This is a genomic window from Thalassospira sp. CH_XMU1458, from assembly GCF_037027205.1.
Taxonomy (GTDB): Bacteria; Pseudomonadota; Alphaproteobacteria; order Rhodospirillales; family Thalassospiraceae; genus Thalassospira; species Thalassospira tepidiphila.
In genome coordinates this window covers 353,288-378,937 of sequence record NZ_JAYMDW010000003.1, presented here as the reverse complement: position 1 = coordinate 378,937, position 25,650 = coordinate 353,288, and the positions used below count along the sequence as shown (strand labels likewise).

23 protein-coding genes are annotated in these 25,650 nt (G+C 56.2%); 15 read left to right on the top strand and 8 right to left on the bottom strand.

Going from position 1 to position 25,650, the window contains the following annotated elements:
- Positions 1 to 155 precede the first annotated feature (155 nt).
- Entirely contained in the window at positions 156 to 593 is a 438-nt protein-coding gene (locus WBY09_RS15785) for an Lrp/AsnC family transcriptional regulator (protein ID WP_246879108.1), read from the bottom strand.
- Between the two features lie 212 nt (positions 594 to 805).
- Here WBY09_RS15785 and WBY09_RS15780 point away from each other — a divergent pair, with 212 nt between their 5' ends.
- The 13 genes from WBY09_RS15780 (at position 806) to WBY09_RS15720 (ending at position 14,609) form a co-directional block, all read left to right on the top strand.
- On the top strand, positions 806 to 1,039 hold the full coding sequence (locus tag WBY09_RS15780) for a hypothetical protein (RefSeq protein ID WP_064781061.1): 234 nt from the start codon (positions 806 to 808) through the stop codon (positions 1,037 to 1,039).
- 289 nt (positions 1,040 to 1,328) lie between these two features.
- Positions 1,329 to 1,790: a (2Fe-2S)-binding protein gene (locus tag WBY09_RS15775; protein WP_120225612.1), complete on the top strand. Its 462-nt coding sequence runs from the start codon at positions 1,329 to 1,331 to the stop codon at positions 1,788 to 1,790.
- Positions 1,791 to 1,793: 3 nt separating this feature from the next.
- A complete protein-coding gene (locus tag WBY09_RS15770) occupies positions 1,794 to 3,968 on the top strand; it encodes a xanthine dehydrogenase family protein molybdopterin-binding subunit (RefSeq protein ID WP_336233230.1) in 2,175 nt (724 codons plus the stop codon).
- A gap of 87 nt (positions 3,969 to 4,055) precedes the next feature.
- Positions 4,056 to 5,051 carry an XdhC family protein gene (locus WBY09_RS15765; protein ID WP_336233228.1) on the top strand — a complete coding sequence of 332 codons (996 nt, stop codon included), beginning with the start codon at positions 4,056 to 4,058 and terminating at the stop codon, positions 5,049 to 5,051.
- Between the two features lie 10 nt (positions 5,052 to 5,061).
- Positions 5,062 to 5,664 (top strand): nucleotidyltransferase family protein, encoded by a 603-nt coding sequence (locus WBY09_RS15760; protein ID WP_336233227.1) that lies wholly within the window; start codon positions 5,062 to 5,064, stop codon positions 5,662 to 5,664.
- A gap of 98 nt (positions 5,665 to 5,762) precedes the next feature.
- Entirely contained in the window at positions 5,763 to 6,443 is a 681-nt protein-coding gene (locus WBY09_RS15755) for a response regulator transcription factor (RefSeq protein ID WP_008889999.1), read from the top strand.
- A 5-nt stretch (positions 6,444 to 6,448) separates the two neighbouring features.
- Positions 6,449 to 7,780 carry a sensor histidine kinase gene (locus WBY09_RS15750; RefSeq protein WP_336233225.1) on the top strand — a complete coding sequence of 444 codons (1,332 nt, stop codon included), beginning with the start codon at positions 6,449 to 6,451 and terminating at the stop codon, positions 7,778 to 7,780.
- A gap of 76 nt (positions 7,781 to 7,856) precedes the next feature.
- Positions 7,857 to 8,765, top strand: a complete 909-nt coding sequence (locus tag WBY09_RS15745; RefSeq protein WP_197146717.1) for a LysR substrate-binding domain-containing protein — start codon at positions 7,857 to 7,859, stop codon at positions 8,763 to 8,765.
- 195 nt (positions 8,766 to 8,960) lie between these two features.
- Entirely contained in the window at positions 8,961 to 10,121 is a 1,161-nt protein-coding gene (locus tag WBY09_RS15740) for an ABC transporter substrate-binding protein (protein ID WP_197146716.1), read from the top strand.
- A 255-nt stretch (positions 10,122 to 10,376) separates the two neighbouring features.
- Entirely contained in the window at positions 10,377 to 11,366 is a 990-nt protein-coding gene (locus WBY09_RS15735; RefSeq protein WP_336233224.1) for an ABC transporter ATP-binding protein, read from the top strand.
- The gene (locus tag WBY09_RS15730; RefSeq protein WP_336233223.1) at positions 11,363 to 12,340 is read left to right on the top strand and encodes an ABC transporter permease; all 978 of its coding nucleotides are present in this window, start codon (positions 11,363 to 11,365) and stop codon (positions 12,338 to 12,340) included. Before WBY09_RS15735 ends, WBY09_RS15730 begins: the two co-directional genes overlap by 4 nt.
- Positions 12,330 to 13,145 (top strand): ABC transporter permease, encoded by an 816-nt coding sequence (locus WBY09_RS15725; protein ID WP_197146713.1) that lies wholly within the window; start codon positions 12,330 to 12,332, stop codon positions 13,143 to 13,145. Before WBY09_RS15730 ends, WBY09_RS15725 begins: the two co-directional genes overlap by 11 nt.
- 36 nt (positions 13,146 to 13,181) lie before the next feature.
- Positions 13,182 to 14,609 carry a gamma-aminobutyraldehyde dehydrogenase gene (locus tag WBY09_RS15720; protein WP_197146712.1) on the top strand — a complete coding sequence of 476 codons (1,428 nt, stop codon included), beginning with the start codon at positions 13,182 to 13,184 and terminating at the stop codon, positions 14,607 to 14,609.
- A gap of 65 nt (positions 14,610 to 14,674) precedes the next feature.
- Here the strand turns inward: WBY09_RS15720 and WBY09_RS15715 are convergent, their stop codons facing one another.
- The 4 genes from WBY09_RS15715 to WBY09_RS15700 form a co-directional block, all read right to left on the bottom strand.
- Positions 14,675 to 15,910, bottom strand: a complete 1,236-nt coding sequence (locus tag WBY09_RS15715) for an amidohydrolase family protein (protein ID WP_336233222.1) — start codon at positions 15,908 to 15,910, stop codon at positions 14,675 to 14,677.
- The gene (locus tag WBY09_RS15710) at positions 15,903 to 18,464 is read right to left on the bottom strand and encodes a branched-chain amino acid ABC transporter ATP-binding protein/permease (protein ID WP_336233221.1); all 2,562 of its coding nucleotides are present in this window, start codon (positions 18,462 to 18,464) and stop codon (positions 15,903 to 15,905) included. Before WBY09_RS15710 ends, WBY09_RS15715 begins: the two co-directional genes overlap by 8 nt.
- A gap of 2 nt (positions 18,465 to 18,466) precedes the next feature.
- On the bottom strand, positions 18,467 to 19,342 hold the full coding sequence (locus WBY09_RS15705; RefSeq protein ID WP_040823102.1) for a branched-chain amino acid ABC transporter permease: 876 nt from the start codon (positions 19,340 to 19,342) through the stop codon (positions 18,467 to 18,469).
- Positions 19,343 to 19,447: 105 nt separating this feature from the next.
- A complete protein-coding gene (locus WBY09_RS15700) occupies positions 19,448 to 20,635 on the bottom strand; it encodes an ABC transporter substrate-binding protein (protein WP_120225618.1) in 1,188 nt (395 codons plus the stop codon).
- A 270-nt stretch (positions 20,636 to 20,905) separates the two neighbouring features.
- On the opposite strand from WBY09_RS15700, the gene WBY09_RS15695 reads away from it, so the two are divergent.
- Positions 20,906 to 21,331 carry a nuclear transport factor 2 family protein gene (locus WBY09_RS15695; protein ID WP_336233220.1) on the top strand — a complete coding sequence of 142 codons (426 nt, stop codon included), beginning with the start codon at positions 20,906 to 20,908 and terminating at the stop codon, positions 21,329 to 21,331.
- Positions 21,332 to 21,438: 107 nt separating this feature from the next.
- On the opposite strand, the gene WBY09_RS15690 is transcribed toward WBY09_RS15695, so the two are convergent.
- Positions 21,439 to 22,152: a GntR family transcriptional regulator gene (locus WBY09_RS15690; RefSeq protein ID WP_008889992.1), complete on the bottom strand. Its 714-nt coding sequence runs from the start codon at positions 22,150 to 22,152 to the stop codon at positions 21,439 to 21,441.
- A 140-nt stretch (positions 22,153 to 22,292) separates the two neighbouring features.
- On the opposite strand from WBY09_RS15690, the gene WBY09_RS15685 reads away from it, so the two are divergent.
- The gene (locus WBY09_RS15685; protein ID WP_336233219.1) at positions 22,293 to 23,894 is read left to right on the top strand and encodes a gamma-glutamyltransferase family protein; all 1,602 of its coding nucleotides are present in this window, start codon (positions 22,293 to 22,295) and stop codon (positions 23,892 to 23,894) included.
- Here WBY09_RS15685 and maiA read toward each other — a convergent pair.
- Together maiA and WBY09_RS15675 are read right to left on the bottom strand one after the other, a co-directional pair.
- A complete protein-coding gene (gene maiA, locus WBY09_RS15680) occupies positions 23,891 to 24,550 on the bottom strand; it encodes a maleylacetoacetate isomerase (protein WP_336233218.1) in 660 nt (219 codons plus the stop codon). The two genes, WBY09_RS15685 and maiA, sit on opposite strands and share 4 nt — an antisense overlap.
- A gap of 20 nt (positions 24,551 to 24,570) precedes the next feature.
- Positions 24,571 to 25,590, bottom strand: a complete 1,020-nt coding sequence (locus WBY09_RS15675) for a fumarylacetoacetate hydrolase family protein (protein WP_336233217.1) — start codon at positions 25,588 to 25,590, stop codon at positions 24,571 to 24,573.
- Between the last annotated feature and the right edge of the window lie 60 nt (positions 25,591 to 25,650).

The following is a 25,650-nucleotide window of genomic DNA, read 5'->3' as shown; positions in this document are numbered from 1 at the left end:
TGCCGGATTTCCGATTTGGGCGTCATTTTAATTGTATGAGGATTAAAATGACGTCCAATATCGGGTTTTGGGTCTGCTGCCAGACTTTTCACCAATATTGAATAATGGGCTTGGTTATTCATTTTAAGTGAATACCCAAAAAGCCCCTTTTTGCGCTATTTCAGCGACCCCAAAACCGCCAGGCTTTCATAGCGTTTGATATAGGGTTCATGAAACACCCGCTCGACAAAGGCGCTGTATTCTTCCATGTCACTGACCTGAATACGCAGCACAAAATCATGCGCCCCTGTCACATGATGACACTGCACAACCTCAGGCATTCTGCCGAATTCCTCACGCATCAGCATATACCGATCCGGGCGGTCGCGCTCCATGGTCAGAAGCACGATCACCATCATCTTCTTGCCAAACACCTTGGGCGACACAATCGCGACATCGCGCTCAATCACCCCGGTTTCACGCAGGCGCTGCACCCGGCGCAAACAGGCCGCCGATGAAAGGCCAACTTTCGCGGACAGCTCATTACCTGTTAAGCGACTGTTTTCCTGCAATAATTCCAGCAGGCGATAGTCAAATTTATCGAGTTCCGCCAAGGTCCAATATCCCAAACGACGCTGTAACTTCCTTCGGATAAACATGACCGAAGCAGACAGCGAAAGAAAATCGTTTTTACAGATTCTTTGCGAAAATCTCGCACGGATTTGCGAACTTTGCGCGCCGTTTCACATAATCCAGACGTAAATTGTTTTTGGGTCCGAAGGAAACTTTGTCCCCTTATTAGCAAACAAACTAGCGAGCCAGCATCATGCCAGCACAGTTTACAAATGGATCCCTCGTCGCCACCACCAATGTCGCGCCGGTATCAGGCGTAACCATCTGGCGCTGGCTCGTCCTTTTCCCGCGCAAATGGGCACAAGCCTACAAGGTCGCCCGTGATGCGGAAATGCTTCGCAACGCCCCGCGCGAAGTGCTTGAAGATATCGGCATTGCCCGCAAAGACGTCGCGTTCGTCTGCGAACATGGCCACCTGCCGAGATAACGACCTCTCTCATTAACGGTCATCAGGCGCCCCACCTGACGGACCGGCCTTAAAAGCCTGTCGGTGTCCCATGCACTGGCGGGCTTTTTGTTTTGATCTCTTTCTCGTCTCCGACGTCCCGTCCATCCGCCTTAAATCCCTTGGCAGACTGCCTGTATTGCCCTGCGACCGGCCGGGAGATCGCCATCACATCGCTACCAGATCACGCATTCCGGGCGTTTACCGCTTGGTTACCTGCCCCCACGCGATGATCAGGCATAACAAGCCAAGAAAGAGAGATGAGGCGGCCATGCAATATCAGCTTAAGATCAATGGAGAATCCCGTACCGTTGATGTCGAACCGGGCACCCCGCTGCTTTGGGTTCTGCGCGACGAATTGGAACTTACCGGCACCAAATTTGGTTGCGGCGTTGCCTATTGCGGTGCCTGCACTGTGCATGTCGACGGTTACCCGACCCGTTCCTGCCAGACCTTTGTCGAGGATGCGGTCGATAGCGAAATCACCACGATCGAAGGTGCAACCGACAAGGTCGCCAAGGCGGTTCAGGCCGCATGGCAAGAAAAAGATGTCGTGCAGTGCGGCTGGTGTCAGTCCGGTCAGATCATGTCGGCCATCGGCCTTTTGACCGAAAACCCCAAGCCGACCGATGAGGAAATCAAGGATTACATGTACGGCAATGCCTGCCGCTGTGTGACCTATGTCCGCATCAACGAAGCCATCAAGCTGGCATCTGAAAAGCTGGAGGCCTAAGCCATGAACATCAACGTTTCCCGTCGCGGCTTTCTTAAGGGATCAGCCGCAGGCGCCACAGCCCTTTTTGTTGGTGTGAATGCCAAGGGTGTTCTGGCTGTCGGAAGCTCGGTCACTGCAAATACCGACCTGAACCCGTTTGTCAAAATTGATGCCGACGGTGTTGTCACCGTCATCATCAAACATTTCGAAATGGGTCAGGGCACAACCACCGGCCTGACCACCCTGGTCGCCGAAGAAATCGATGCCAACTGGGACAGCGTCAAAACCGATTTCGCACCGGCCGATGATGTCCGTTACAAGAACCTGTTCTTTGGCGCGCAGGGGACAGGTGGTTCGACCTCGATTGCCAATTCATTCATGCAGTACCGCGAAGCTGGTGCTGCCGCGCGTGACTTGCTTGTCCGTGCCGCGGCCCAAAGCTGGGGTGTAGATGCATCAACCATCTCTGTTGAGAACGGCGTCATTTCATCAGGGGGCAATTCCGGTCACTTTGGCGAATTCGTTGCGATCGCAGCAACCCTTGACGCCGTTGAAAAGCCGACAATCAAGACCCCGGATCAGTTCAAGCTGATCGGCAACGAAAAACTCCACCGCAAGGACAATCACGGCAAGACCACCGGGACCGCGATCTTTGCCATGGATGTCAATCTGCCCGGCATGATTTATGCCGCGATCATGCACAGCCCGAAATTCGGTGGCACTGTTGTTTCCTTCGATGACAGCGCGGCAAAGGATATCGGTGGTTTCATCGCCGCGCAGGTCCTGCCAAACAAGGCCGGTGTGGTTGCCTTTGGCAAAAACACCTGGTCCGCATTCCAGGCCCGTGATGCGCTTTCGGTTGAATGGGACTTCAGCGTTGCTGAAACCCGCAGCACCGATGCCCTGATCGCGGCCCATCAGGCCCTGCTTGATGAAAAACCGGAATTCGAAATCGGCCACGAAATTACAACCGAGAATGTCGCACCCTTGATCGACGGTGCGTCAAAAACCATCGAGGCTGACTTCACCTTCCCGTATCTGGCGCATGCGTCAATGGAATCGCTGAACTGCACGATTGAACCAACCGATTTTGGTGTGCGTGTTCATGACGGGTGTCAGTTCCCGACCATCACGCGGCCGACGGTTGCGGCGATCCTTGGGCTTAAGCCCGAACAGGTCGAAATCAAGACGCTATATGCCGGTGGTTCGTTTGGCCGTCGCGCCAACCCGACCGCCGACTACAATGCCGAGGCTGCCATGGCCTTTGCCGTTTCGGGCAAGAAAGTCCCGGTCAAACTGGTCTGGAGCCGCGAAGACGACATGAAGGGCGGCTATTACCGCGCCATGTCGGCGCACCGGGCAAAGATTGGCCTGGATGCGGATGGCAAGATCGTCGGATGGGACCATCGCCTTGCGATCAAGTCGATCATGAAAGGCACAAGCTTTGAAGGAATGATGGTCCGTGACGGGGTTGATGCGACCTCTGTCGAAGGCGTTTCCGAAAGCCTTTATTCCATCCCGAACCAGGCCATCGGCCTGACGGATTTCCATAACCCGGTGCCGGTTCTTTGGTGGCGTTCGGTAGGGCATACCCACACCGCCTATGCCATGGAAACCCTGATGGATATGGTCGCAGCCGAGAGCGGTCAGGACCCGATCGAACTGCGCCTGTCGATGCTGGACGCAACACAGCCGAACCAGGCCCGTATGATTGAAGCCATCAAGCACGTGCGTGACATTTCCGGATGGAAAGAAGGCGATAAGCGCGGCTTTGCCTGCCACTTCTCGTTCAATACCTGCGTCGCGGTTGTGGCGGATGTCTCGGTCGATGACACCAGCGTGCATGTAAACAAGCTGTTCATGGCGGTTGAATGCGGTGTAGCTGTAAACCCCGATGTCATTCGCGCACAGATGGAAGGCGGCGCAGGCTACGGCCTGACAGCGATCTTGCGCAATCAGATCACCCTGACCGACGGTGAAGTCGATCAGTACAACTTCCCGGACTACGAATTGCTTCGTAATCCCGAAATGCCCGAAGTCGAGGTCGCCATCGTTCCATCGAACGGTGCACCGACCGGTGTTGGCGAGCCGGGTCTGCCCCCAACAGGGCCGGCCGTTGCCAATGCGATCTTTGCGCAAACCGGCAAGCGGATCCTGGATCTTCCCATGACCAAGGCCGGTTTCGACTTCGTGTAAGAGATAACTGCTCGGGGAATCATTTTCCCCCATCCCCCACCCCGTGGTTTCCCGGGCAGTTACCCTTTTGCTGAAAGGGCGAGGAATATGACCAATCAACTTTCTGCAATGCTTGGCACCTGGCAGGAAAACCGCGACAGCACTGAATGGGTGCTGGGAACGGTTTATCGCACCGAAGGGTCGGCTTATCGCAAGGCCGGTGCCATGATGCTGATCAACGGTCGCGGGCAACAGTTCGGACTGCTCAGCGGTGGCTGCCTTGAGGCCGACATTATCCGCAATGCGCGCCGGGCCATGGTGACCGGCAAGCCTGTCATGTTGACCTATGACGGCACTGACGAAGATGATCTGTCATTCAAACTTGGCGTGGGATGTGGCGGCACGGTCTATATCATGCTCCAGCCACTTTCTGCCGCGAATGATCTGGGCCTTGGCGATTTGTATGAAGCCCTGCAAAAACGTCAAAGCGGCGTCTATTTCCAGAAAATCGATGCGGTCGAAGGCTATTTCGAGGCTGGTTTGCTTTATGGGCAACGCCCGGCCCATATCGAAAACCGTGAAGACGGCAATTGGCTGGTGACACCGATCCAGCCTGAACCCCATATTCTTGTGGTGGGCGGTGGCCTTGATGCCCGCCCGGTGATTGGCATTGCCCATCAGATGGGCTGGCAAACAACGCTGGTCGATCCGCGCCCGGCAAATGCCCGGGCCGAGCATTTCCCCACAGCAGGCACCATCCTGCGCGAGATTGATCATAATTTGGCGACCTATGTGACCGATCACAAAGTCGATGCAGTTATTCTGATGGCCCATAGTGTCAGCATCGATGCCACGGCCCTTGCAGTGCTTTGTGATGCACCGATCAAACATCTGTCCGCCCTTGGTCCACGCCATCGGTTTCGCGATGTTCTGAACGAAGCTGGCATTTCCCGGAACGATCTGGCATTTGATATTTCAAGTCCGGCGGGTCTCGACATCGGCGGGCAACTTCCCGAAAGCATTGCTCTTTCGATGTTGTCAGGCATTCATGCCGCCCTGTTCAAGCAATCAGCGGCACCGGCCCTGGCACAAGCCGCCGAATAATGCGACCTTGATGATGACGCCACGCACAGACATCCCGAAACCGAAACTGGCCACGCTTCTTCTGGCGGCCGGGGAAAGTGCGCGCTTTGGCGGGCGCAAGCAGCTTGCCGATATCAATGGCAAACCCATGATCGAACATGCGCTTGATGCCCTGTCAGGGATACCAAAACCAGATACCTTCGTGGTTCTTGGTGCCTATGGCGATGAAGTCGCGCCGCGTCTGAATAACGGCGTGACCATTATCACCAATGACAAGTGGTCCACGGGAATGGGAAGCTCCATTGCGTGCGGCATGACAAAAATCGCGACCAACGGCGGGTATGATGGTGTTCTGATTGCCCTGTGTGATCAGGTCAATCTGACCGGCGATGATTACACCCGATTGATCACGGCCTTTGACGGCAAACAGATTGTCGCAACCCGACACCAAGATGGAATGGGTGTGCCTGCCATTTTTCCAAAATCGGTCTTTGATGATTTGCAAAGCCTGGCCGGGCCGATTGGCGCGCGCAAAATCATCAATGGATATGCCGATAACGTAATAGCCCTATCACTTGCAAATGCCGCACTTGATATCGACACCCAAGATGATCTGAAGCAAGTGAGAGACTAATCGGCCTAATGTGCCAAACCGGGCAGCGGGGTGTTTCCTGCTGACCCGTCGGCTGAATTGCGGCATGCTTGCATGTCTTGAAAAACGAGATGACGTGAATGAAAGCAACCGCCCACATCATGGTCCTTTTGGTCGAGGACAACATGGATATCGCCGCCACCGTCAGCGACTATCTGACGATTGAAGGCGTTGAATGCGACCATGCCTATGATGGTGAAACCGCCTATCAGATGGCGCTGACCGGCGAGTATGATGTCATCCTGCTTGATCTGATGTTGCCATTCCGTGATGGCATCAGCATCTGCAAGGCGCTGCGCGACGAAGGGGTGGACACCCCGGTTCTTATGTTGACCGCGCGCGATACACTTGATGACAAGATCGAAGGTTTCCACGCCGGTGCGGACGATTATCTGGTCAAACCGTTTGAGCTGGAAGAGCTTCTTTTGCGCACGCGTGTTTTGTCGCGTCGGCGCAGTGGCGAGGTCAGGCGTTTCTCGCTTGGTGACCTGCTTATTGATTTTGAAAACCGTTCCGTGGTGCGGGCTGGCCAGAATATCAGTGTATCGCCAACGGGTTGGACCATTTTGGAAGTTCTCGCGCAAAACAGTCCGCAGGTTGTAACCCGTTCTCGTTTGTCGATGGCACTCTGGCAAGGCGATCCACCTGATACCAATGCGCTGAAGACACATCTTTACAAACTGCGTCATCGGATCGACAAACCGTTTGAGCAAAATCTGATTCACACCATTCCGGGCCAGGGCGTGGCCCTTCGCGAGTAGCCGCTATGAGCACATGTTGCGCACCCAAGACCCGATCCTTTTCCCGCTTTGTGCGCAATTACGTGCTGCTGGGTCTGGTGATTACGCTCGTGCTTTATACGGTGGTCGTCAATTTCTACATGCTGTATGGCAAGTGGATGGTGGCGTCCTTCCAGCTTCAGGTCATTGCCGAACAATATGACACTGAACTGGCCGAAAACCCCAAAGCCGCCTTGCCCAAGGGTTTCAATATTGAAACCTTCACCGGGTTTGATCAGTTGCCAGCAGAATTGCGCGCGCATGCAACGCCAGACGATCTCGAGATTGGCGAGCTTTTCTATATCAACACCGACAAATACGCCGCCGAAGAAAACCCGGAAAACCCGGTCTTTCTGGTCTTCCCCTATCAGCTGCGCAATGGGGATGACATCCTGATCCTGCAGACCTATCACGCCGGGGATGAAGACAGCATCTATTTCGTGCGCCTGCACAAGCTGGCCCTGCTGTCGATCCCGTTTGCCATGGCGGTTGTCGGCATCTTTGCATGGTTCCTGTGGGTGATTGGCAAACGTCTGACCAAGCCGTCCGAGAACCTTCAGAACTGGGCCAACAATCTGACGGCAGATAACCTGCGCGAACCGATCCCGGATTTCGGGTTTGAAGAGCTTAACGACGTTGCCCACGAACTGCATCGATCGGTTGATCAGATCGACAAATTCGTTGCCCGTGAACGTGAATTCCTCCGTCAGGCCAGCCACGAGCTGCGCACGCCCGTTACCATCGTTTCGGGCAATGTAGAACTTCTGGAAAAAAGCCCGCTCAACGCAACGCAGGCACGCGTCATGGCCCGGATAAAACGGGCCAACCGCAATATGCAGCAATTGCTTGAAACGCTGTTGTGGCTGGGCCGTGACAATGCACCGCTTGGCCAAACCGAAACGATTAACATCAGCAGCTTCATCGAACAGGAAATCAGTGATCTTTCCTATCTGATGGAAGGCAAGCACGTCAGTTGTGCGTTTGAACCCGATAGCCGCGAAACCGAGATCGCGACCTCGCGCGCGGCACTGATGATTGTGGTGTCCAACCTGATCCGAAATGCGTTCCAGCACACGCCAAAAGGCGAGGTCAAAGTCACGCTTTCCGGCACACAGATCTGTGTCGAGAACGCCATCCTGACCTGCAATGGTCAATGCACAATGCCACAGGGCGAAGGCATTGGCCTGCAACTCGTCCGGCGTATTTGTGAACGTCTTGACTGGACCTGCACGCTTACGCATCTGCCAAATGGCGGCATGTCGGTTTGCCTGGATCCGGGCACAGCAACATTGGTTAAACCTGAACCCGAACTGGTCTAAGCAAACAGGTTATTGCCAAACCTGTTATCGAAAAAACCGCGACAAGCGTTTTGCTATCACCTATCGTGATGGCATCATGGCTTTTACCATTCGACAGCTTCAGTATTTCGTCGCCGTGGCCGAACAGGGAACTGTATCGGGGGCGGCGCATATTCTGTCGATTTCGCAATCGGCCGTGACAGAGGCGATCAAGGAACTTGAAGCCGATCTGGGGGTCGCGCTGTTTGATCGTCATTCGCGCGGGCTTAACATCACCCATAACGGCCATCAGTTCCTGCGCCATGCCACGACCATCCTTGCCAATGTTTCAGACGCCAAACAGGCCTTTGAGGAAACCGCTCAAACCCAAAAGGGCGAATTGCATCTGGGCGTTACATCGCTGGTCGCGGGTTATGTGCTTTCTGACATTCTGGCACGCTATCGCCGTGCCTATCCGCAGATAACGGTAAGTGCGACCGAGGATAATGGCGATTATCTTGAACACCTTCTGATTGGCGGCGAGATCGATGTTGCCGTGATGGTGATTTCCAACCTGCGGGATCGTCTGGCATTGCAATCTGAAATTCTTGAAGTTTCGCCCTATCGGCTTTGGCTGCCGCTGGGTCACAAACTGGCCACCGCACAAAGCATCACGCTTGATGATGTCACATCCGAGCCGCTGATCATGCTGACCATCGACGAGATCGAGGAAGCAACCGGCAAATTGCTGGGTGCGCTTGGCACTCGTCCCCGTGTTGCCTTCCGGACAAGGTCGGTTGAGGCGGTGCGAAGCCTTGTTGCCACCGGGGCCGGATTGTCGCTTTTGCCTGATCTGGTCTATCGCCCCTGGTCGCTTGAGGGCGACCGGATTGAAAGCCGCGATGTATCGGGTACGCTTCCAATGGTTCAGGTCGGCGTTGTCTGGCGAAAAGGCTCCCCGTTGTCCCAGGCGGCACGTGATTTTATCGGTCTGGCACAGGCCCATCGCGCCACCCGCCTGCGTTAAACACGCACATATCATCACCAGTGAAACAAGAAAATCGCCATGTAACAGACCGTTACGCTGCGCCGCAACAGATATCGGAAAATCCGATAACGTATTTCTGTTAAATGAAATTGTGAATGCTCCAGATCAGCGTAGGCTTGCCGTCGGGAAATAAAAGTCACGCGAACTGACGTCCTGCAACTGGGAGACATCACAATGAAATCACTATTGAAATCAGGCACGTCCGTGATGGTCGTGCTTGCCTTTGCCGCCAGTCAGGCGGCTGCCGCTGACATGATGACCGAACTTGGCACACCGGAAGGTTCCGTGAATATCGTTGCCTGGCCAGGCTATATCGAGCGCGGCGAAACGGATGCCAATTTTGACTGGGTAACCGCCTTTGAAAAGGAAACCGGATGCGCGGTGAATGTCAAAACCGCCAACACATCCGATGAAATGGTCGCGCTGATGAACGAAGGCGGCTTTGATCTTGTCACCGCATCGGGCGATGCGTCGCTGCGCATGATTGCCGGCAAACGCGTTCAGCCGATCAATACCGACCTGATCCCAAGCTGGAACACCGTCGATGACCGCCTGAAAAGCGCGCCATGGCACACGGTTGACGGCGTGCATTACGGGACGCCCTATCAGTGGGGTCCGAACGTTCTGATGTACAATACCGACGCCTTCGCCGAAGCACCGAAAAGCTGGAATGTCGTGTTCGAGGAAATGACCCTTGCTGATGGCAAATCGAACAAGGGTCGCGTTCAGGCCTATGACGGACCGATCCACATCGCCGACGCCGCGCAATATCTGATGGCGCACAACCCCGAACTTGGCATCAAAAGCCCCTATGAGCTGAATGCCGATCAATATGCCGCAGCACTTGATCTGCTGCGCGGGCAGCGTGAACTGGTGTCACGGTACTGGCATGATGCCTTCATCCAGATGGATGATTTCAAGAACGAAGGCGTTGTCGCATCCGGTTCCTGGCCGTTCCAGGTCAACCTTCTGAAATCGGAAGGCCTTCCGATTGCATCGACGATCCCCGAAGAAGGGGTTACCGGCTGGGCTGATACCACCATGCTCCATGCCGAAGCTGAAAACCCGACCTGTGCCTATCTCTGGATGGAACATTCCCTGTCTCCGAAAGTTCAGGGCGACCTTGCGGCATGGTTTGGTTCCAACCCGGCTGTTCCGGCAGCCTGCACTGGCAATGCCCTGTTGGGCGATGAAGGTTGCGCCACCAACGGCTTTGATGATTTCGACCGTGTCAGCTTCTGGCAGACCCCGGTTTCGAAATGCGAAAGCCAGGGTGAGTGCGTGCCTTATTATCGTTGGGTTTCCGACTATATCGGCGTGATTGGCGGCCGCTAAGCGATCCTGCGATCAGGTCCCCACCCTTGTGAACCTGATCGGGCAAGGGGATGCGCATGGCGAGTTGTCACACCCGGCACGAAATGCGCATCCCATTCTGATCGGCGGCAATGTCACGGCACTTCCGGGCTCCGGGGGACCCGAAAGGTGCCATTGCCGCTGATCAACCGCCAACGCCAAATGCACCACACCCGCCACCATTCCTTACTAAACGAAATCCGACTTATGTGCGGGTTTCAAACAACTGGTTGACCCATGACGACTGCAGTTTCCTTCGCAAAGGTTTCAAGACATTTTGGCGCGGTTCGCGCTGTGGATGACGTCGACCTGTCGATTGCCGAGGGCGAATTTTTCGCCATGCTCGGCCCGTCAGGATCAGGCAAAACCACCTGTCTGCGCCTGATTGCCGGGTTTGAACAACCCACCAGCGGCCATATCGAAATTTTCGGCACCACCGTCGAACATGTGCCGCCCTATCGCCGCAACGTGAACACGGTGTTTCAGGACTATGCCCTGTTCCCGCACATGAACATCATCGACAATGTCGCCTATGGCCTGATGATCCGCGGCATGAACAAAGCCGATCGTCATGCGGCTGCCAACGAAGCACTCGAACTGGTTGCCCTGCCGGGTTACGGCGAACGCCGCCCGGGCCAGCTTTCCGGCGGTCAACGCCAACGCGTGGCGCTTGCCCGCGCACTGGTCAACAAACCCAAGGTGCTGTTGCTTGACGAGCCACTTGGCGCGCTGGACCTCAAACTGCGCGAACAGATGCAGGAAGAACTGAAAATCCTGCAACGCAAACTTGGCATCACCTTCGTTTTCGTCACCCATGATCAGGGTGAAGCCCTTTCGATGGCGGATCGGGTCGCCGTTTTCAACGACGGCAAAATCCAGCAGATCGGAAGCCCGCAAGACATCTATCAACGCCCACAAAGCCGCTTTGTCGCCGATTTCGTTGGCTCGTCGAATGTGCTTGAACCGGGTTTTGTCAAACAGCTGACCGGCAAGGAAAGCTATGCCAGCCTGCGGCCCGAGGCGATCCGCATCGTTTCCGCCGATGGCCATAGCGCAACCGTCACCGGCAGCAGCTATCTTGGTGGCACCACACGCATCAGCCTTGCGCTTGGCGATATGCGGATCGGCGCGCTGATCCCGGCCGATCAGGCCGTGCCGGAGAACGGCACCACCGTTCATATCAGCTGGCAGGAAAATGACCTGCACCTGATGGAGGGGGCGCAATGACCGCCACCACCGCCACCAATGCCACAACGGTTCAAAGCGAAAGTGCTGTTCTGCCCGGACAAGGCGGGATCACCGGCGCCTTGTCGGACAAGTTCTGGCGCAATCCGAAGCTTCTTTTGATCCTTATGCTGACCCCGCCGGCCCTTTGGCTTGGTATCATCTATCTCGGATCATTGTTTGCCCTACTCGCGCAAAGCTTTTTCTCGATCGATGAATTTTCGGGCATGGTTCAATATGAACTGACGCTAAAAACCTATGGCGAACTGTTCCGGCCCGCCAATCTCGACATCATCATTCGCACGGTTTCGATGGCAGCCATCGTGACACTTGCCGCCGCCTGTGTCGCATTTCCGATTGGCTATTTCGCTGCGCGCTATGCACGGGGCAAGTGGAAGGCGCTGTTTTACATCGGCGTGATGTTGCCGCTTTGGTCAAGCTATCTGGTCAAGGTCTATGCCTGGAAGCTGATCCTGGCCAAGGAAGGCATCCTGACCTGGATTTTCACCAAGCTGCATCTGACCTGGCTGCTTGAAGCCTGGCTGGCGATCCCGATTATTGGTGGATATTCGCTCTCGGTCAGTTATACCGGGACTTTCCTTGTTTTCCTCTATGTCTGGCTGCCTTTCATGGTTTTGCCGGTGCAAGCCTCACTTGAACGCGTCCCCGGCAGCTTTATCGAGGCATCCGGGGATCTTGGTGCGACGCCGAGCCAAACATTCCGCCATGTGATTTTCCCGCTGGCCTTACCGGGCATTGTTGCCGGTTCGATCTTTACCTTCTCGTTGACGCTGGGCGATTACATCATTCCGCAGATTGTCGGCTCCTCACGGCTGTTTATCGGTCAGGCGGTCTATGCCCAGCAGGGCACGGCGGGCAACATTCCGCTGGCGGCCGCCTTTACGGTCGTGCCGATTGTTATCATGGGCTTCTACCTTTGGGGTGCCAAAAGGATGGGGGCTTTCGATGCGCTCTGATGGGAAACAACGCGCCCCTTGGGGCCTGAAACTTGCCGCCGGTCTTGGCCTTGCCTTCATGCATTTGCCGATTGCGCTGATTTTTGTCTATGCCTTCACGACAGAAGACAAATCCTATCAGTGGCCACCGCCCGGCTTCACCCTGAAATGGCTTGAGGTGACGTGGAACCGCCCGGATGTCTGGGAAGCCCTGAAACTTTCGCTACAGACCGCAACCATTTCGACCCTGATCGCGATGGTTCTGGGAACGCTGTGTGCGGCGGCGGTATCACGCACCAAATTTTTTGGCCGTGAAACCATCTCGCTTCTGGTGATCCTGCCGATTGCACTTCCGGGTATCATTACCGGTATTGCGCTTCGTTCGGCATTTAGTATTGCCGACATTCCGTTTTCGATCTGGACGATCATCCTGGGTCACGCGACCTTTTGTGTGGTGGTTGTCTATAACAACGCGGTTGCGCGGTTCAGACGGACCTCGGGGTCGCTGGTCGAAGCCTCGATGGATCTGGGGGCCAACAGTTTCCAGACTTTCCGGCATGTCATTTTACCCAATATTGGCACGGCGCTTCTGGCCGGTGGCATGCTGGCCTTTGCCCTGTCCTTTGACGAAGTGATCGTCACGACCTTTACCGCCGGACAGCAGTCGACCCTGCCGATCTGGATGCTTGAAGAACTTGTCCGACCCCGCCAGCGTCCGGTCACCAATGTGGTGGCGATGGTGGTGGTTCTGGTCACGGTCCTGCCGATCCTGGCTGCCTATTACCTGACACGCGATGGCGATCAGGTGGCCGGATCGGGAAAATAACAGCACGCGATAACGCTACCAACGGGAGAGCTTATTATGGATACCAAGATGCTGATCGGCAGCAGCCTTGAAATGGGCATTGAGGCCGAAGAAAACATCATCAATCCCAAGACCGGCGAAACCATCATGATGCTGCCCGAAGCATCGATGGAACAGATCGACCGTGCGGTCAGCGCGGCCGAGCACGCCTTCCAGTCATGGTCGCGCACAACCCCGGCAGAACGGTCAAACTACCTTCTGAAAATTGCTGATCGGATCGAAGCCGAGGCCGAAGAGTTCGTCAAACTGGAATCGCTTAATTGCGGCAAACCGATCAATGCGGTCCGCGATGATGAAATTCCGGCCATTGTCGATTGCTATCGCTTCTTTGCCGGTGCCGTGCGCTGCATGCAGGGATCGATTGCCGGGGAATATATGGCGGGCCATACCTCGATGATCCGCCGCGATCCGATCGGGGTGGTCGGTTCTATCGCGCCGTGGAACTATCCGATGATGATGATGGCCTGGAAACTGGCCCCGGCGATTGCCGGGGGCAACACGGTCGTTTTCAAGCCATCTGAACAAACGCCACTGACCGCGCTTAAGATGGCGACCATTCTGGCAGATATCCTGCCCGAAGGTGTGGTCAATATTGTTCTTGGTCGTGGCGCCACGGTGGGCAATGCCCTGATCAATCATCCCAAGGTCGATATGGTGTCGATCACGGGTGATGTCGCGACGGGCAAGAAGGTTCTTCAGGCTGCGGCGAAATCAGTCAAACGCACGCACCTCGAACTGGGTGGCAAGGCACCGGTGATTGTCTTTGATGATGCCGATGTCGATGCCGTTGTCGAAGGATTGCGGGCATTCAGCTACTATAACGCCGGTCAGGACTGCACGGCGGCATGCCGGATTTATGCTGGCCCGAAAATCCATGACAAGCTGGTGGCGGACCTGTCATCTGCGGTTTCCAGCATCGCCTATGCCCGTGCGGACGACAGCGAAAACGAAATCGGCCCGCTGATTTCCGAACGCCAGCGTGACCGTGTGGCAAGCTTCGTCGCGCGTGCGTCCGAACAAAAACACATGGAAATTACCACCGGTGGCAAGCTGCATGATGGACCTGGCTTCTTCTATCAGCCGACCGTGATTGCCGGTGCGCTTCAATCTGATGAAATCGTCCGGCGCGAAGTGTTTGGTCCGGTGGCGTCGATCACCCGCTTTACAGATGTGGATGAGGCCGTCGCATGGGCCAATGATTCCGATTACGGTCTGGCATCTTCGATCTGGACCAAGGATATTTCGCGCGCCATGCAAACAAGTGCCCGCCTTCGTTATGGCTGCACCTGGATCAATACCCACTTCATGCTGGTCAATGAAATGCCCCATGGCGGTCTGAAACAGTCCGGCTATGGTAAGGATATGTCGCATTACGCGCTGGAGGATTACACCGCCGCCCGTCACATCATGATCGCGCACGGTTAAGCCAAAAAATCCAATCATCAGACAGAAAGGGCAGCCCATCCGCTGCCCTTCTTTATTGGTCTGACTTATGGCCGAAACAGCCTTGCCGCCGGATGTTCGAACGTTACCCGACCGTCTTTCATGCCCCAGATCGGGCGGCTGATTTCGGAAACCACTTGTGCGCGGCTTTGGGCGGGCAGGACGATGAAGCTTGCGGCTTCGCCGACCGCGATTTTGTTGGAACGGCCGAGAAGTTTGGCCGGGGCGTCGGAGACCATGGCAAAGCAGTTTTCAAGTTCGGCCTCGGTCGCGAGCTGACTGACATTGGCATACAGATTTGCCATGCGCGACAGCGAGCAATCGCCGTAAGGCGTAAACGGGTTCAGCACGTTGTTGGTCGCAATCGTGCAACACACGCCATGGGCGGCAAGCTTGTGCGCCGGGGCGACACCACAGGGGACTGAATGATCGTGATCGCGCCCGGTGAGGAAAAGGTCGGTTGCGGGCAACACGGTCAGGCCGATCCCGGCATCGCGCATAATCGCAATCGTGTCTTCAAGTTCGGGTTTGGGCAAAACCGACAGTTTGGTCACATGCCCGATCATCACCCGGCCCTGCCAGCCAAAGGCGATGGATTGTTTTGCCACTTCATCCAGGTGCCGCCAGCTGGCATCCAGATCGAAATCAAGATGGAAATCCAGATCCACATCATAGTCGCGCGCCATTTCAAACAGACGCAGGATCTGACCATGTGGATCGGTATCCATATAGGGACAGCCGCCCAGCAGATCGGCACCATTGTCCAATGCCTGGCGCAACAGTTCCTCGGTCCCGGGATAGTTAAACAGGCCTTCCTGGGGGAAAACGCAAATCTCGATATCCATTGCCCAGGCATAGTCGGCCTTAAGCCGCTTGATGGCGTTAAAGCCCGCCAAGTCGATGCCCGGATCGATTTCGACGTGGGTGCGCACCGCATTGGTGCCCTCGGTAATTGCCTTTTCAATCACGCGGGCGCCACGAGCGTAAATGTCATCCTCGGTAAAGCCGCTTTTGGCGTTGGCGACCGCACTGATCGCGCCCTGAAGTGTGCCGGTTTCGTTCTTGGCACGGTCAAGAATGCAGGCCTTATCAAGGTGGATGTGACTTTCCACAAAGCCGCAGCTGATTAACTGGCCCGCTGCATCAAAGCTTGGCGCATCAAAACTTGGCCCCTCCCCGGCAATCGACTGGGCGATCTCGACAATTTTTCCATCCGCCACTGCAAGATCGACAAGCGTATTCTCGCCATTCAGGCAGGCGTTCCTCACCAGATAATCAAGCATTCTCGTGTGTTTCCTGTTTTGGTTTCTTATCGCCTTGTTCCGAGCCCCCCAAATAGGCGGCAATCAGGCGTTCATCTTTTCTCAGCTCGGATGCCTTGCCCTTGGCAACCACCTGTCCCTGTTCAAGGACATAGGCATAATCGGCAACCGAAAGCGCCATGGTCGCCATCTGATCGACCAGAAGGATTGTCACCCCTTCGTCGCGCAATTCGCCCAGAATGGCATAGAGCTCCTCGACCATGGCCGGGGCCAGACCAAGCGATGGTTCATCAAGCAACAGCGCCTTTGGCTTGGCGACCAGACCACGGGCAATTGCCATCATTTGCTGTTCCCCCCCGGACAACAACCCAGCCGGGCTGTTGATGCGATCGCGCAGACGCGGGAAACGGTTCAGGATGGCTTCAAGCTCATCTGAACTGACCGGTTTGGGTTGTTTGTAGGCCCCCAGTTCGATGTTTTCGCGCACGGTCAGTTCCGGGAAGACCTGACGGCCTTCGGGCACCAGAACCAAGCCCTGTTCGACGATCTGATGCGGGGCAAGGTCGTGGATATATTCGTTATTAAGAACGATCTTGCCATCCACCGGGCGGAGCAACCCGGCCAGTGCGGTCAGGAAGGTCGACTTGCCCGCACCGTTTGCCCCCAGCAGTGCAACCATTTCGCCCTGACGGACCTTAAGATCAATGGAATGCAGAACCGGTGCGGCGCCGTAGCCAGCCGTTAAACGCAGGGTTTCAATCACCGGGGAGTCCCCGGCCTCAAACGGGATCGGGCGCGGGCGGGCCTTCATTTCGCCGTCACCAAGATAGGCCGCGATGACCTGCGGGTCATTTTGCACGGCCTGCGGGGTGTCAAAGATGATCGGGGTTCCGGCATCAACCGCCAGAATCTGATCGGAAATGCCCATGACCATTTCCATGTCATGTTCGACCAGCACCACGGTAATTCCGGCATCGGCCAGTTGACGCAGCAATTTGGCCAGTGACACCTTATCGGCATGCATCAGGCCAGCAGCCGGTTCATCCAGCAGCAGAACACCGGGTTTGGTCGCCAGCGACCGGGCAATTTCAACCAGCCTGCGATCAACATGCGGCAAATCACCGGCACGGGCATCAATATCGCCATGATAGCCACAAAATGCCAGAAGCCCGGCGGCATGGTTGCGGTTGGCATCAGACGCAATCGCACTGAACGGTTTGCCAAACCGGCCGACCGGAATCCCGGCAATGACGTTGTCGATTACCGACATGTTTTCAAACAAACGGGTCGCCTGATAGGTGCGCGCAATGCCATTACGCGCAGCAAAATCGGTGGGCTTGCCTGCGATGTCCTGATCCCCGATGCGCACAACACCTTCGGTCGGTTTGTAAAATCCGCTGATGATGTTCAAAAGTGTCGTTTTACCCGCCCCGTTAGGCCCGATGATCGATGTGACATCGCCCGGCTTGGCGGTAAAGGAAACGGCATTGACCGCCTTGACCCCGCCAAAGGCGATGGACAGGTTTTCAACCACCAAACCATCCGATTTGGCGTAATCCTTAAGGCCTGCCTCAATCTCGTGCGCCGGGGTGGCGGTGACACCACGTTTGGTCAGTGGGATGAAGCGTTCGATGACGCCGACAATCCCGCGCGGGGCAATCAGCAACACGACAATCAAAAGCCCGCCAAAAATCAGCAGGCGATATTCGGCAAAGTCGGCCAGAAGTTCGGGCAACAACACCGAAACCGATGCCCCCACCAGCGGCCCCAGAACCGTGCCCGCACCGCCCAGAATGACGGCAAACAGATACAGGATCGACTGGCTAAGCGGGAAGTTTGACGGTGCGATAAACATCATAAGTGGCGCAAACAACGCCCCGGCGAGACCGGCCATGGCAGCCGCAATCGCAAAGCCGGTCGCCTTGACGGCAAAGGCGTTATAACCGAGCGAACTTGCGGCAATTTCCGCATCGCGCATGCTGGTCATTGCCATGCCCCAGCCACTTGTCGCCAGACGACGGAAGGCAAAAAGCGCGACCCCGGCCAGAACGACACACAGCATCACAAGATCGCGTTCGCTAAACATATAGCCAAACAGTTCGGGCATCGGGAAACCCATCAAGCCGTTTTGCCCACCCGTAAGCGCACGCCATTCAATCGCGCCATGTTCGACAATAAAGGCAAAGGCAATCGTCACCATGGCAAGGAACGGCCCCGCCATGCGCACAGCCGAAAGCGCCAAGACACAGCCGGCCAACCCGGCAATCACGGTGGATGCAATCAGCGCCATCCAGAAATTAAGCCCGGCCAGCGTCAGGATGGCACTGGCATAGGCCCCGATGGCAAAGAACCCGACCTGCCCCAGCGACACCAACCCGGTCAGGCCATACAAAACATTGAGCCCGACACACAAAACGGTGGTAATGGCGACCAGGCCAATGACGAACTGGGTATAGCCGCCCGTGATCGTCACACCGATCAAACCGGCGATGATGGCGGCCAGGATGGTGGCATCAAGGGCGATGGATTTATTGAGTTTGGGCATCGGATTTTTGAATTTAATATCGCGTTTCATCATCAGACCTTCTTGATCGCAGCACGGCCAAACAGCCCGCTTGGTTTGACGGTCAGAACCGCGATCACAAGCGCGAAGACGACGATGAAGGTGTAGGACGATCCGAGATAGGTGGTCACACCGGCCTCAACCAGGCCATAGATAAAGCCAGCCAACATCACGCTATACGCCGATGTCATGCCGCCCAGAATGGCAACCGCAAAGGCCTTGAGGCCAAAAAGCGTGCCCATATCGGAATGCACCGAAAACAGCGGTGCAATCAGAAGCCCGGCACACCCGGCCAGCATCGATGAAATGGCAAAGGATCCGGTCACCATCAGGGTGGTGTTGATCCCCATCAGCTTGGCCGCCTGAAGGTTTTGCACCACCGCCAAAAGGGCACGCCCCTGACGGGTATGACGGAACAGGGCATGCAGTGCGAGTGCCACACCAATGGCCGCCACAGGGATCAGGATTTGTTGCGGGTAAACGCCGGTGCCAAACACGTTCCAGCTTTCGCCAACAAGGGCGGATGGCAGGGTGCGCGGTTCGTTGCCGAAGGTAAACAGCACCGCGTTATCAAGCAAAATACCGCCCGCGACGGTGGCCATCAGCCATGCTTCGGAATTGCGAATGGCAAACGGACGGACAAGGAAAAATTCAACCAGAATACCGGCAAGCCCGCAGCACAAAATGGCCAGCGGATAACCGACAATGACCGGAAAACCGTATCGTTCGCAGAACACAAAGCCCAGAACAGCGCCCAGCATCACCATCGATCCTTGGGCGAAATTGACCTTGGAGGACACCGAATAGGTGATCTGGAAACCAAGTGCGATCAGCCCGTACATACTGCCCAGACCGATCCCGGTTATCAGAGCTGCGATTAAAAGTGTCATTGCCAGCCGCCTGCTTATGCCGTGCACGTAAGTGCATCATTTAAAATGAATAAATCCCCCGTCGGCGTGCATTGGGGAACACGCCGACAGGGTTGGATAAGTTGCTTATTTGATCGGAATGATCTGGCCTTCGACGAAATGCGCGAAGGTGTAGTCTTCCGGACCAAGCGCATCCTGATCGTCCGGGGTGAACGGCTTGTCATAGGTTTTGATCATGCCTTCGACACCGCTGATCTCGTACATTGCTTCGCGGATGGCCGGACCTTCGGTCGAACCGGCCTTTTCAATCGCCGCTGCAATCAGAAGGGTCGCGTCATAAGCATTGGCAATGCCGGTTGCCGGGGTCACGTCGGCAAGGGTTTCGATCTCCGGGAACTTTTCCTGAAGTTTGACAAACATCGGATTGGCCGGATCGGTAAACAGATAGGTCTGGATGAAGTGGACTTTCTCGCCCGACTTGCCAGCCAGTTCGGTGAAGCGGCCACCAGCCGGACCCCAATGCGAGGAAATCGGCACATCCCAGCCCATGCGATCGAGCGACTTGATCACCTGTGCGGTCGGGGCAACGTTGGCAACCACAAACAGGGAATCTGCGCCGTTTTCCTTAAGGCGGGTCAGCTGCGGTACAACATCGACATCGTTTGATTCAAACTTTTCGATCCCGGCATGTTCCATGCCACGCTTTTCAAGCGCCTTGAGCAGGCCCTTTTCATTCGACTCCCCCCAAGGGTTGTTGATCAGGATCATGCCCGGTTTCTTGGCACCGTAATTGGCGATCAGATATTCCGTGATGGCTTCGTCGACATATTCATCAACGGCCGAAACGCGGAAAACATAGTTTTCCTCTGCACCGTTTTTGGTGATCCCGGTTCCGGCAGCCCACGGACCAATGAACGGGATTTTCTGCTGGTTCACATAGGGTACGATGGCAAAGGAGACCGGCGTATCAAGGCCGCCAATGATCGCCGCAACGCCTTCGCGCTGGGCCAGTTCACGGGCTGCAACCAGACCTTTGCCCGGGTTGCTTTCATCATCACGCGAAACAAGTTCAAGCGGCTTGCCAAGAACACCACCCTCGGCATTGATCTTATCAATCGCAAGGGTGATGCCACGCGTAATGGCCTCGCCCGATTTGGCCGACTGACCGCTGAGTGCGGCAACAAGGCCAAGCTTCACAGTGTCTTCTGCACGGGCATCATGGGCAGGCAGGGTGGTGGCGAACATCAGCGCAGCAGCGGCCCCGAGAAGGGCGGCACGCCGCGTTATTTTCCGGAAAGGCGAAGAAATAGGCATGTGAGACTCCCTGATTATGTGTCTGCGTCGTCCGGCGTCGCAAATTCGGCATGCGCACCAAATCGTCACCGCACTGCAGCAAGCGACATGCCAAGAATCACAATCATTCAAAATCAGGAACTTAGGCGTTTTCCCGCCGCTTCGGAAAACAGAATTGCCTCATGTATGCGCAGATTGCATGCAATTTTTGCATAAAATTAGTGCATGCAAAATTTCTGCACAGCGTTTATGCTGATCCCAGATCAATTCCCGAAAACAGAGGCCTTCGAAATGAGTGACCAAACCACGGAAAATGTGCTCGATACCCTGCCGCCAGAGGCGCAGACGGTACGTGATTTTCTTGACGCATCCATGAAGCCCGACCCGGAACTGGCGGCGACCTTCATGTCTGATGATGTTGTCATCACCTTTACCGATGGTCAGAAATACGATCATCCGTCGGGCACCACGGCGTTTAACGCCGCACGTTATAAATGGGTGAAAAAGAAGTTCGGTCAGTTTGATGTCGCCCATACCAACGGCCAGACCGTTGTTTACAGCACCGGCTGGCTTTATGGCGAATGGCCGGACGGCACCCCGTTTGAAGGCAACCGTTATGTCGACCGTTTCGTGATTGAAAACGGCAAGATCATCAAAATGGATGTCTGGAATGAAAGTGCGGAACGCATCCTGATCCGCAAGGGCATCAAGGCCTGAGCCAGACCGGAACCCGAATGATGCAGCCCGCACCAACCATTTGCCATCCGCAAACCACACGTGAAGTCGCGCGTGCAGATGTTGATATGGCGATGGTGCGCGCAGGCTTAGCTGGTGCCGTCACGCACCTTTTTGGCATAGGGTTCCAGCGCATCAAGATACAAAAGCGGCCCGCTTTCCTTGGTCGTGAACAGGGCGCGGTCGGCAACCGCCGTCAGATGATGGCGCATCAGTTTGCGCGCCGCATCTTCATCGCCCTTGGCCAGCGCCTCGATGATCTGGCGGTGCTCCTGAATGCCGCAATCGGTCGAATGCGGGCGGGCATAAAGCGACAATGTCAGACCACAGCGATATCCGATTTCCTCGACATAGCGCAGCAAGACCGGGCTTCCGGCAAGGCGGGCGAGCAGGATGTGGAATTCGGTGGCAAGCCGGATCGAAATCGGCTCGGACGCGTTTTCGGCTTCGACTTCCTTGGCAAGATGGGCTTCAAGTTCGCCCAGAATTTCCGGGCTCATATTCTTGATTACCCGACTGATGACAAGGTCTTCGATCTGGGTGCGGAGCTCAAAAAGATCACGGGCCTCTTCAAGGCTGGGCTTGGCAACCGCAGCCCCCTTGTTACGGCGAAGTTCGACCAGCCCTTCGGCGGCAAGCCGTTCAAGCGACTGGCGAATAAGCGTGCGGCTGACGCCAAACCGTTCGCCAAGGGAATCTTCGGGCAGCTTCATGCCAGGCATCAGAACACGTTCGAGGATTGCCGAACGCAATGCCGAACTGATCATGTCTGTGCGATGCTTTGCCTTGTCCGCTGCTTTCATCCCGATCCGCCAAGTTTCTTGTTTCGATCACTTTATTGCCTGCGCCTGTATAAAGGATTGCATGCAATTTCGCCACAACCGATGCACGCATAGCGCTAACCTGTTTGAAATCAATCCTTTTGGCTGAAAGAACCAAGCCCATGACCGACCATCAGACTGCCCCCGAACATCGCGCCATGGTGACAAGCCCCAGCACAGCCGCCAGCGAAGCCGGTGCGCAAGTCTTGCGCAATGGCGGCACCGCGATTGAGGCGGTCGTCGCCACCGCGGCGGTGTTGGCGGTAACATACCCGCATTTCTGCGGCATTGGTGGCGATGCGGTCTGGATGGTTTCAGACAACACGGGCAAGGTGCAGTCTTTCCTGGGTATTGGTCAGGCCGCCGAAAAAGGCGGCGATACAATCACGCCCGGCACGCCCATTCCGCTGCGCGGTCCGGGCTCGACCCTGACCACGGCGTGCACGGTGGATTCCTGGCAACACGCGCTTGATCATTCGGCAAAGAACTGGGGCGGGACCAAAAGCCTTTCGGAATTGATCACGCCAGCCATCGCGCTTGCGGAAAACGGCTTTGCGATCAGTCCGTCACAATGTTTCTGGCTTGATTTCCGTAAAGAGGAAATCGCCAATTGGCCGGGCTTTATGGATGTCTTCACCCCGAATGCGCGGATGCCGCATGTCGGCGAGACATTTCATCTGCCGCATCTGGCGCAAAGCCTGAAACGCATTGCCGAATTTGGCGCGCGTGATTTCTATGAAGGCGGGCTTGCCGATCAGATTGCCAAAGGCCTGTCGGCCGTCGGATCGCCGATCACCAAGGCGGACCTTGCGAAAACCCGTACCCGCACGGTCGATGCCGTATCACTTGATTATGGTGATGTCACCCTGTTTGCCCCGCCTGCCCCAACGCAAGGATTGGCGACCCTTATGACCATGGGGGTGTTGCGCGAACTGGGGCAAAAGGACTGGGCCGAGGGAACGGCGGATCACTACCATCTGGTGGTCGAGGCGATCAAGCGCGCCTTTTTGAAACGCGATCAGATCGCCGATCCCGCTTTTACCCGCACTGTTTTTGCAGCCCTTCTGGATCACGCCAGCTTGGCCGCAGACGCCAAGGATATCTCGCCCACCAAGGCGCTTGATTGGCCGCATCCGTTCCGCCATGGCGATACGGTGTTTCTGGCCGCCAAGGATGCCAATGGCAATTGCGCCAGCGTTTTGCAAAGCACCTATTTCGATTGGGGCAGCGGGGTTGTCGCCGGCGATACCGGCATTGTCTGGCAAAACCGTGGCGCGGCATTCAGCACCGATGCAACCCATCCGAATGCCTTCGCACCGGGCAAGCTTCCGTTCTATACGCTTAATCCCGGCATGGCGCTTAAGGGTGGCAAGCCGCATCTGCTTTATGGCACGCAAGGGGCAGATGGGCAGCCACAAACCCTTGCCTTGCTGCTCACCCGGCTGCTTGATTTTGGCCTGTCCCCGCTTGAGGCGCTGACCAAGCCACGCTTTTTGCTTGGCAAGACGTTTTCGGATACCAATGACAGCCTGAAACTTGAAGTCGATGCCGGGGATGACGTGTTTGATGAGCTGGCCGCACGTGGTCATGTCCTGCGTGCGATTGAGCAGCAAAGTGCCCTTGCCGGACAGGCCGGGATCATCCGCATCGATGACGATGGCTTCGTCGAGGGTGCGCATGATCCGCGCAGTGACGGCAGGGCGATTGGCGTCAATCCGGTCTAGCGCGGGCACCGGTCCGGGTGGGCGTTGGCGAAGGCAGCAATGGCGTTACAGCGTTGTTCTATCGCGCAAATTCGCGGAAGGTGAGAAAAGCTCACATTCCAGCGACGCGCGTTATAAAGCTGCGGGATCAGGCAGATATCGGCCATGGATGGGCGGTCACCGTGGCAGAAGTCGCCATGGCTGCCGCCCCCCTCACCGGCAAGCATGGCCTCAAACCCGGCCAAGCCCGATCCGATATATTTCGCCATCCATTCCTGCCGTGCGGCGTCGGCGTCATCACCATGCGCCTCGGCGATATCCATCACATGGCGCACCACACCCAGATTACAGACCGGATGGGTATCCATGGCAATCGCATGCGACAGCGCCCGCACCCGTTGGCGTGCCAGCGTTTCGGTCGGCAAAAGCCCCTGCCCCGGCCGGGTTTCATCAAGATATTCGATGATCGACACCGACTGGGTCATCATGACCCCGTCGATTTCAAGGGCGGGGACGAGACCTTGCGGATTGCGCACCAGATGCTCGCCAATTTTGTGGCTGCCAGCCAGCAGATCAACCGGCACCGTCCGGTAGGGAAGATTGAGCAACCCCAGCGCAATCCGCACGCGATAACTCGCCGAGGATCGCCAATAGTCATACAAAACGATCTCGCTCATGATCTCGCTCATAGTGGGCCTTATGGTTTGTATTCGCGGACGGTTTGTTCAATCGCACCAAAGATCGATTGGCCTTTGGCATCAAGCATTTCGATTTTGACGCTGTCGCCAAATTGCAGGAAAGGCGTTGCCGCCGAACCATTTTCAATGGTTTCGATCATGCGGATTTCAGCAATGCAGGAATAGCCAGCACCGCCCGCGGCAACCGGTTTGCCCGGCCCACCATCAAGCTTGTTCGATACCGTGCCCGACCCGATGATTGACCCGGCACAGAGCGGACGGGTGCGTGCGGCGTGGGCGACAAGCTGGGCGAAATCAAAGGTCATATCGATCCCGGCATTGGCACGCCCGAACGGCTTGCCATTAAGGTCCACACACAGCGGCAGGTGAAGCTTGCCACCATCCCACGCATCGCCCAATTCATCGGGGGTCACTGCAACCGGGGAAAAGGCCGAAGACGGCTTGGACTGGAAGAAACCAAATCCCTTGGCCAGTTCGCCGGGAATAAGACCGCGCAGCGACACGTCATTGACCAGCATGATCAAGCGAATGGCATCACGCGCCTGATCAAGGGTGGCGCCCATCGGGACATCATCGGTGATGACGGCAATTTCGCCTTCCATGTCGACGCCCCAGGCGGTATCGCCCATCAGGATATCATCGCGCGGCCCCAGGAAGCTGTCAGACCCGCCCTGATACATCAGCGGATCGGTCCAGAAGCTTTGCGGCATTTCAGCACCACGGGCCTTGCGGACCAGTTCGACGTGATTGACATAGGCCGATCCATCGGCCCACTGGAACGCGCGCGGCAAGGGTGAATGTGCCTTGGTCTGGTCAAATGCAACGCGTTTGGCCGGACCTGATCCGGCTTCGACATCGCCTGCGAGATCCTGAAGGCGCGGGGCAATATCAGCCCAGTTATCAAGCGCTGCCTGAAGGGTTGGCGCAATCGCGCTGGCATCGACATATTCCGACAGGTCCTTGGAAACCAGCACCAGCTGGCCGTCGCGGGTACCATTTTTAAGGGTGGCGAGTTTCATTGGTTTTGTGCCTCCGGCATTCTTTTCGTTAAGTCCTGAGTGATTGTTTTTTTTGGGTCG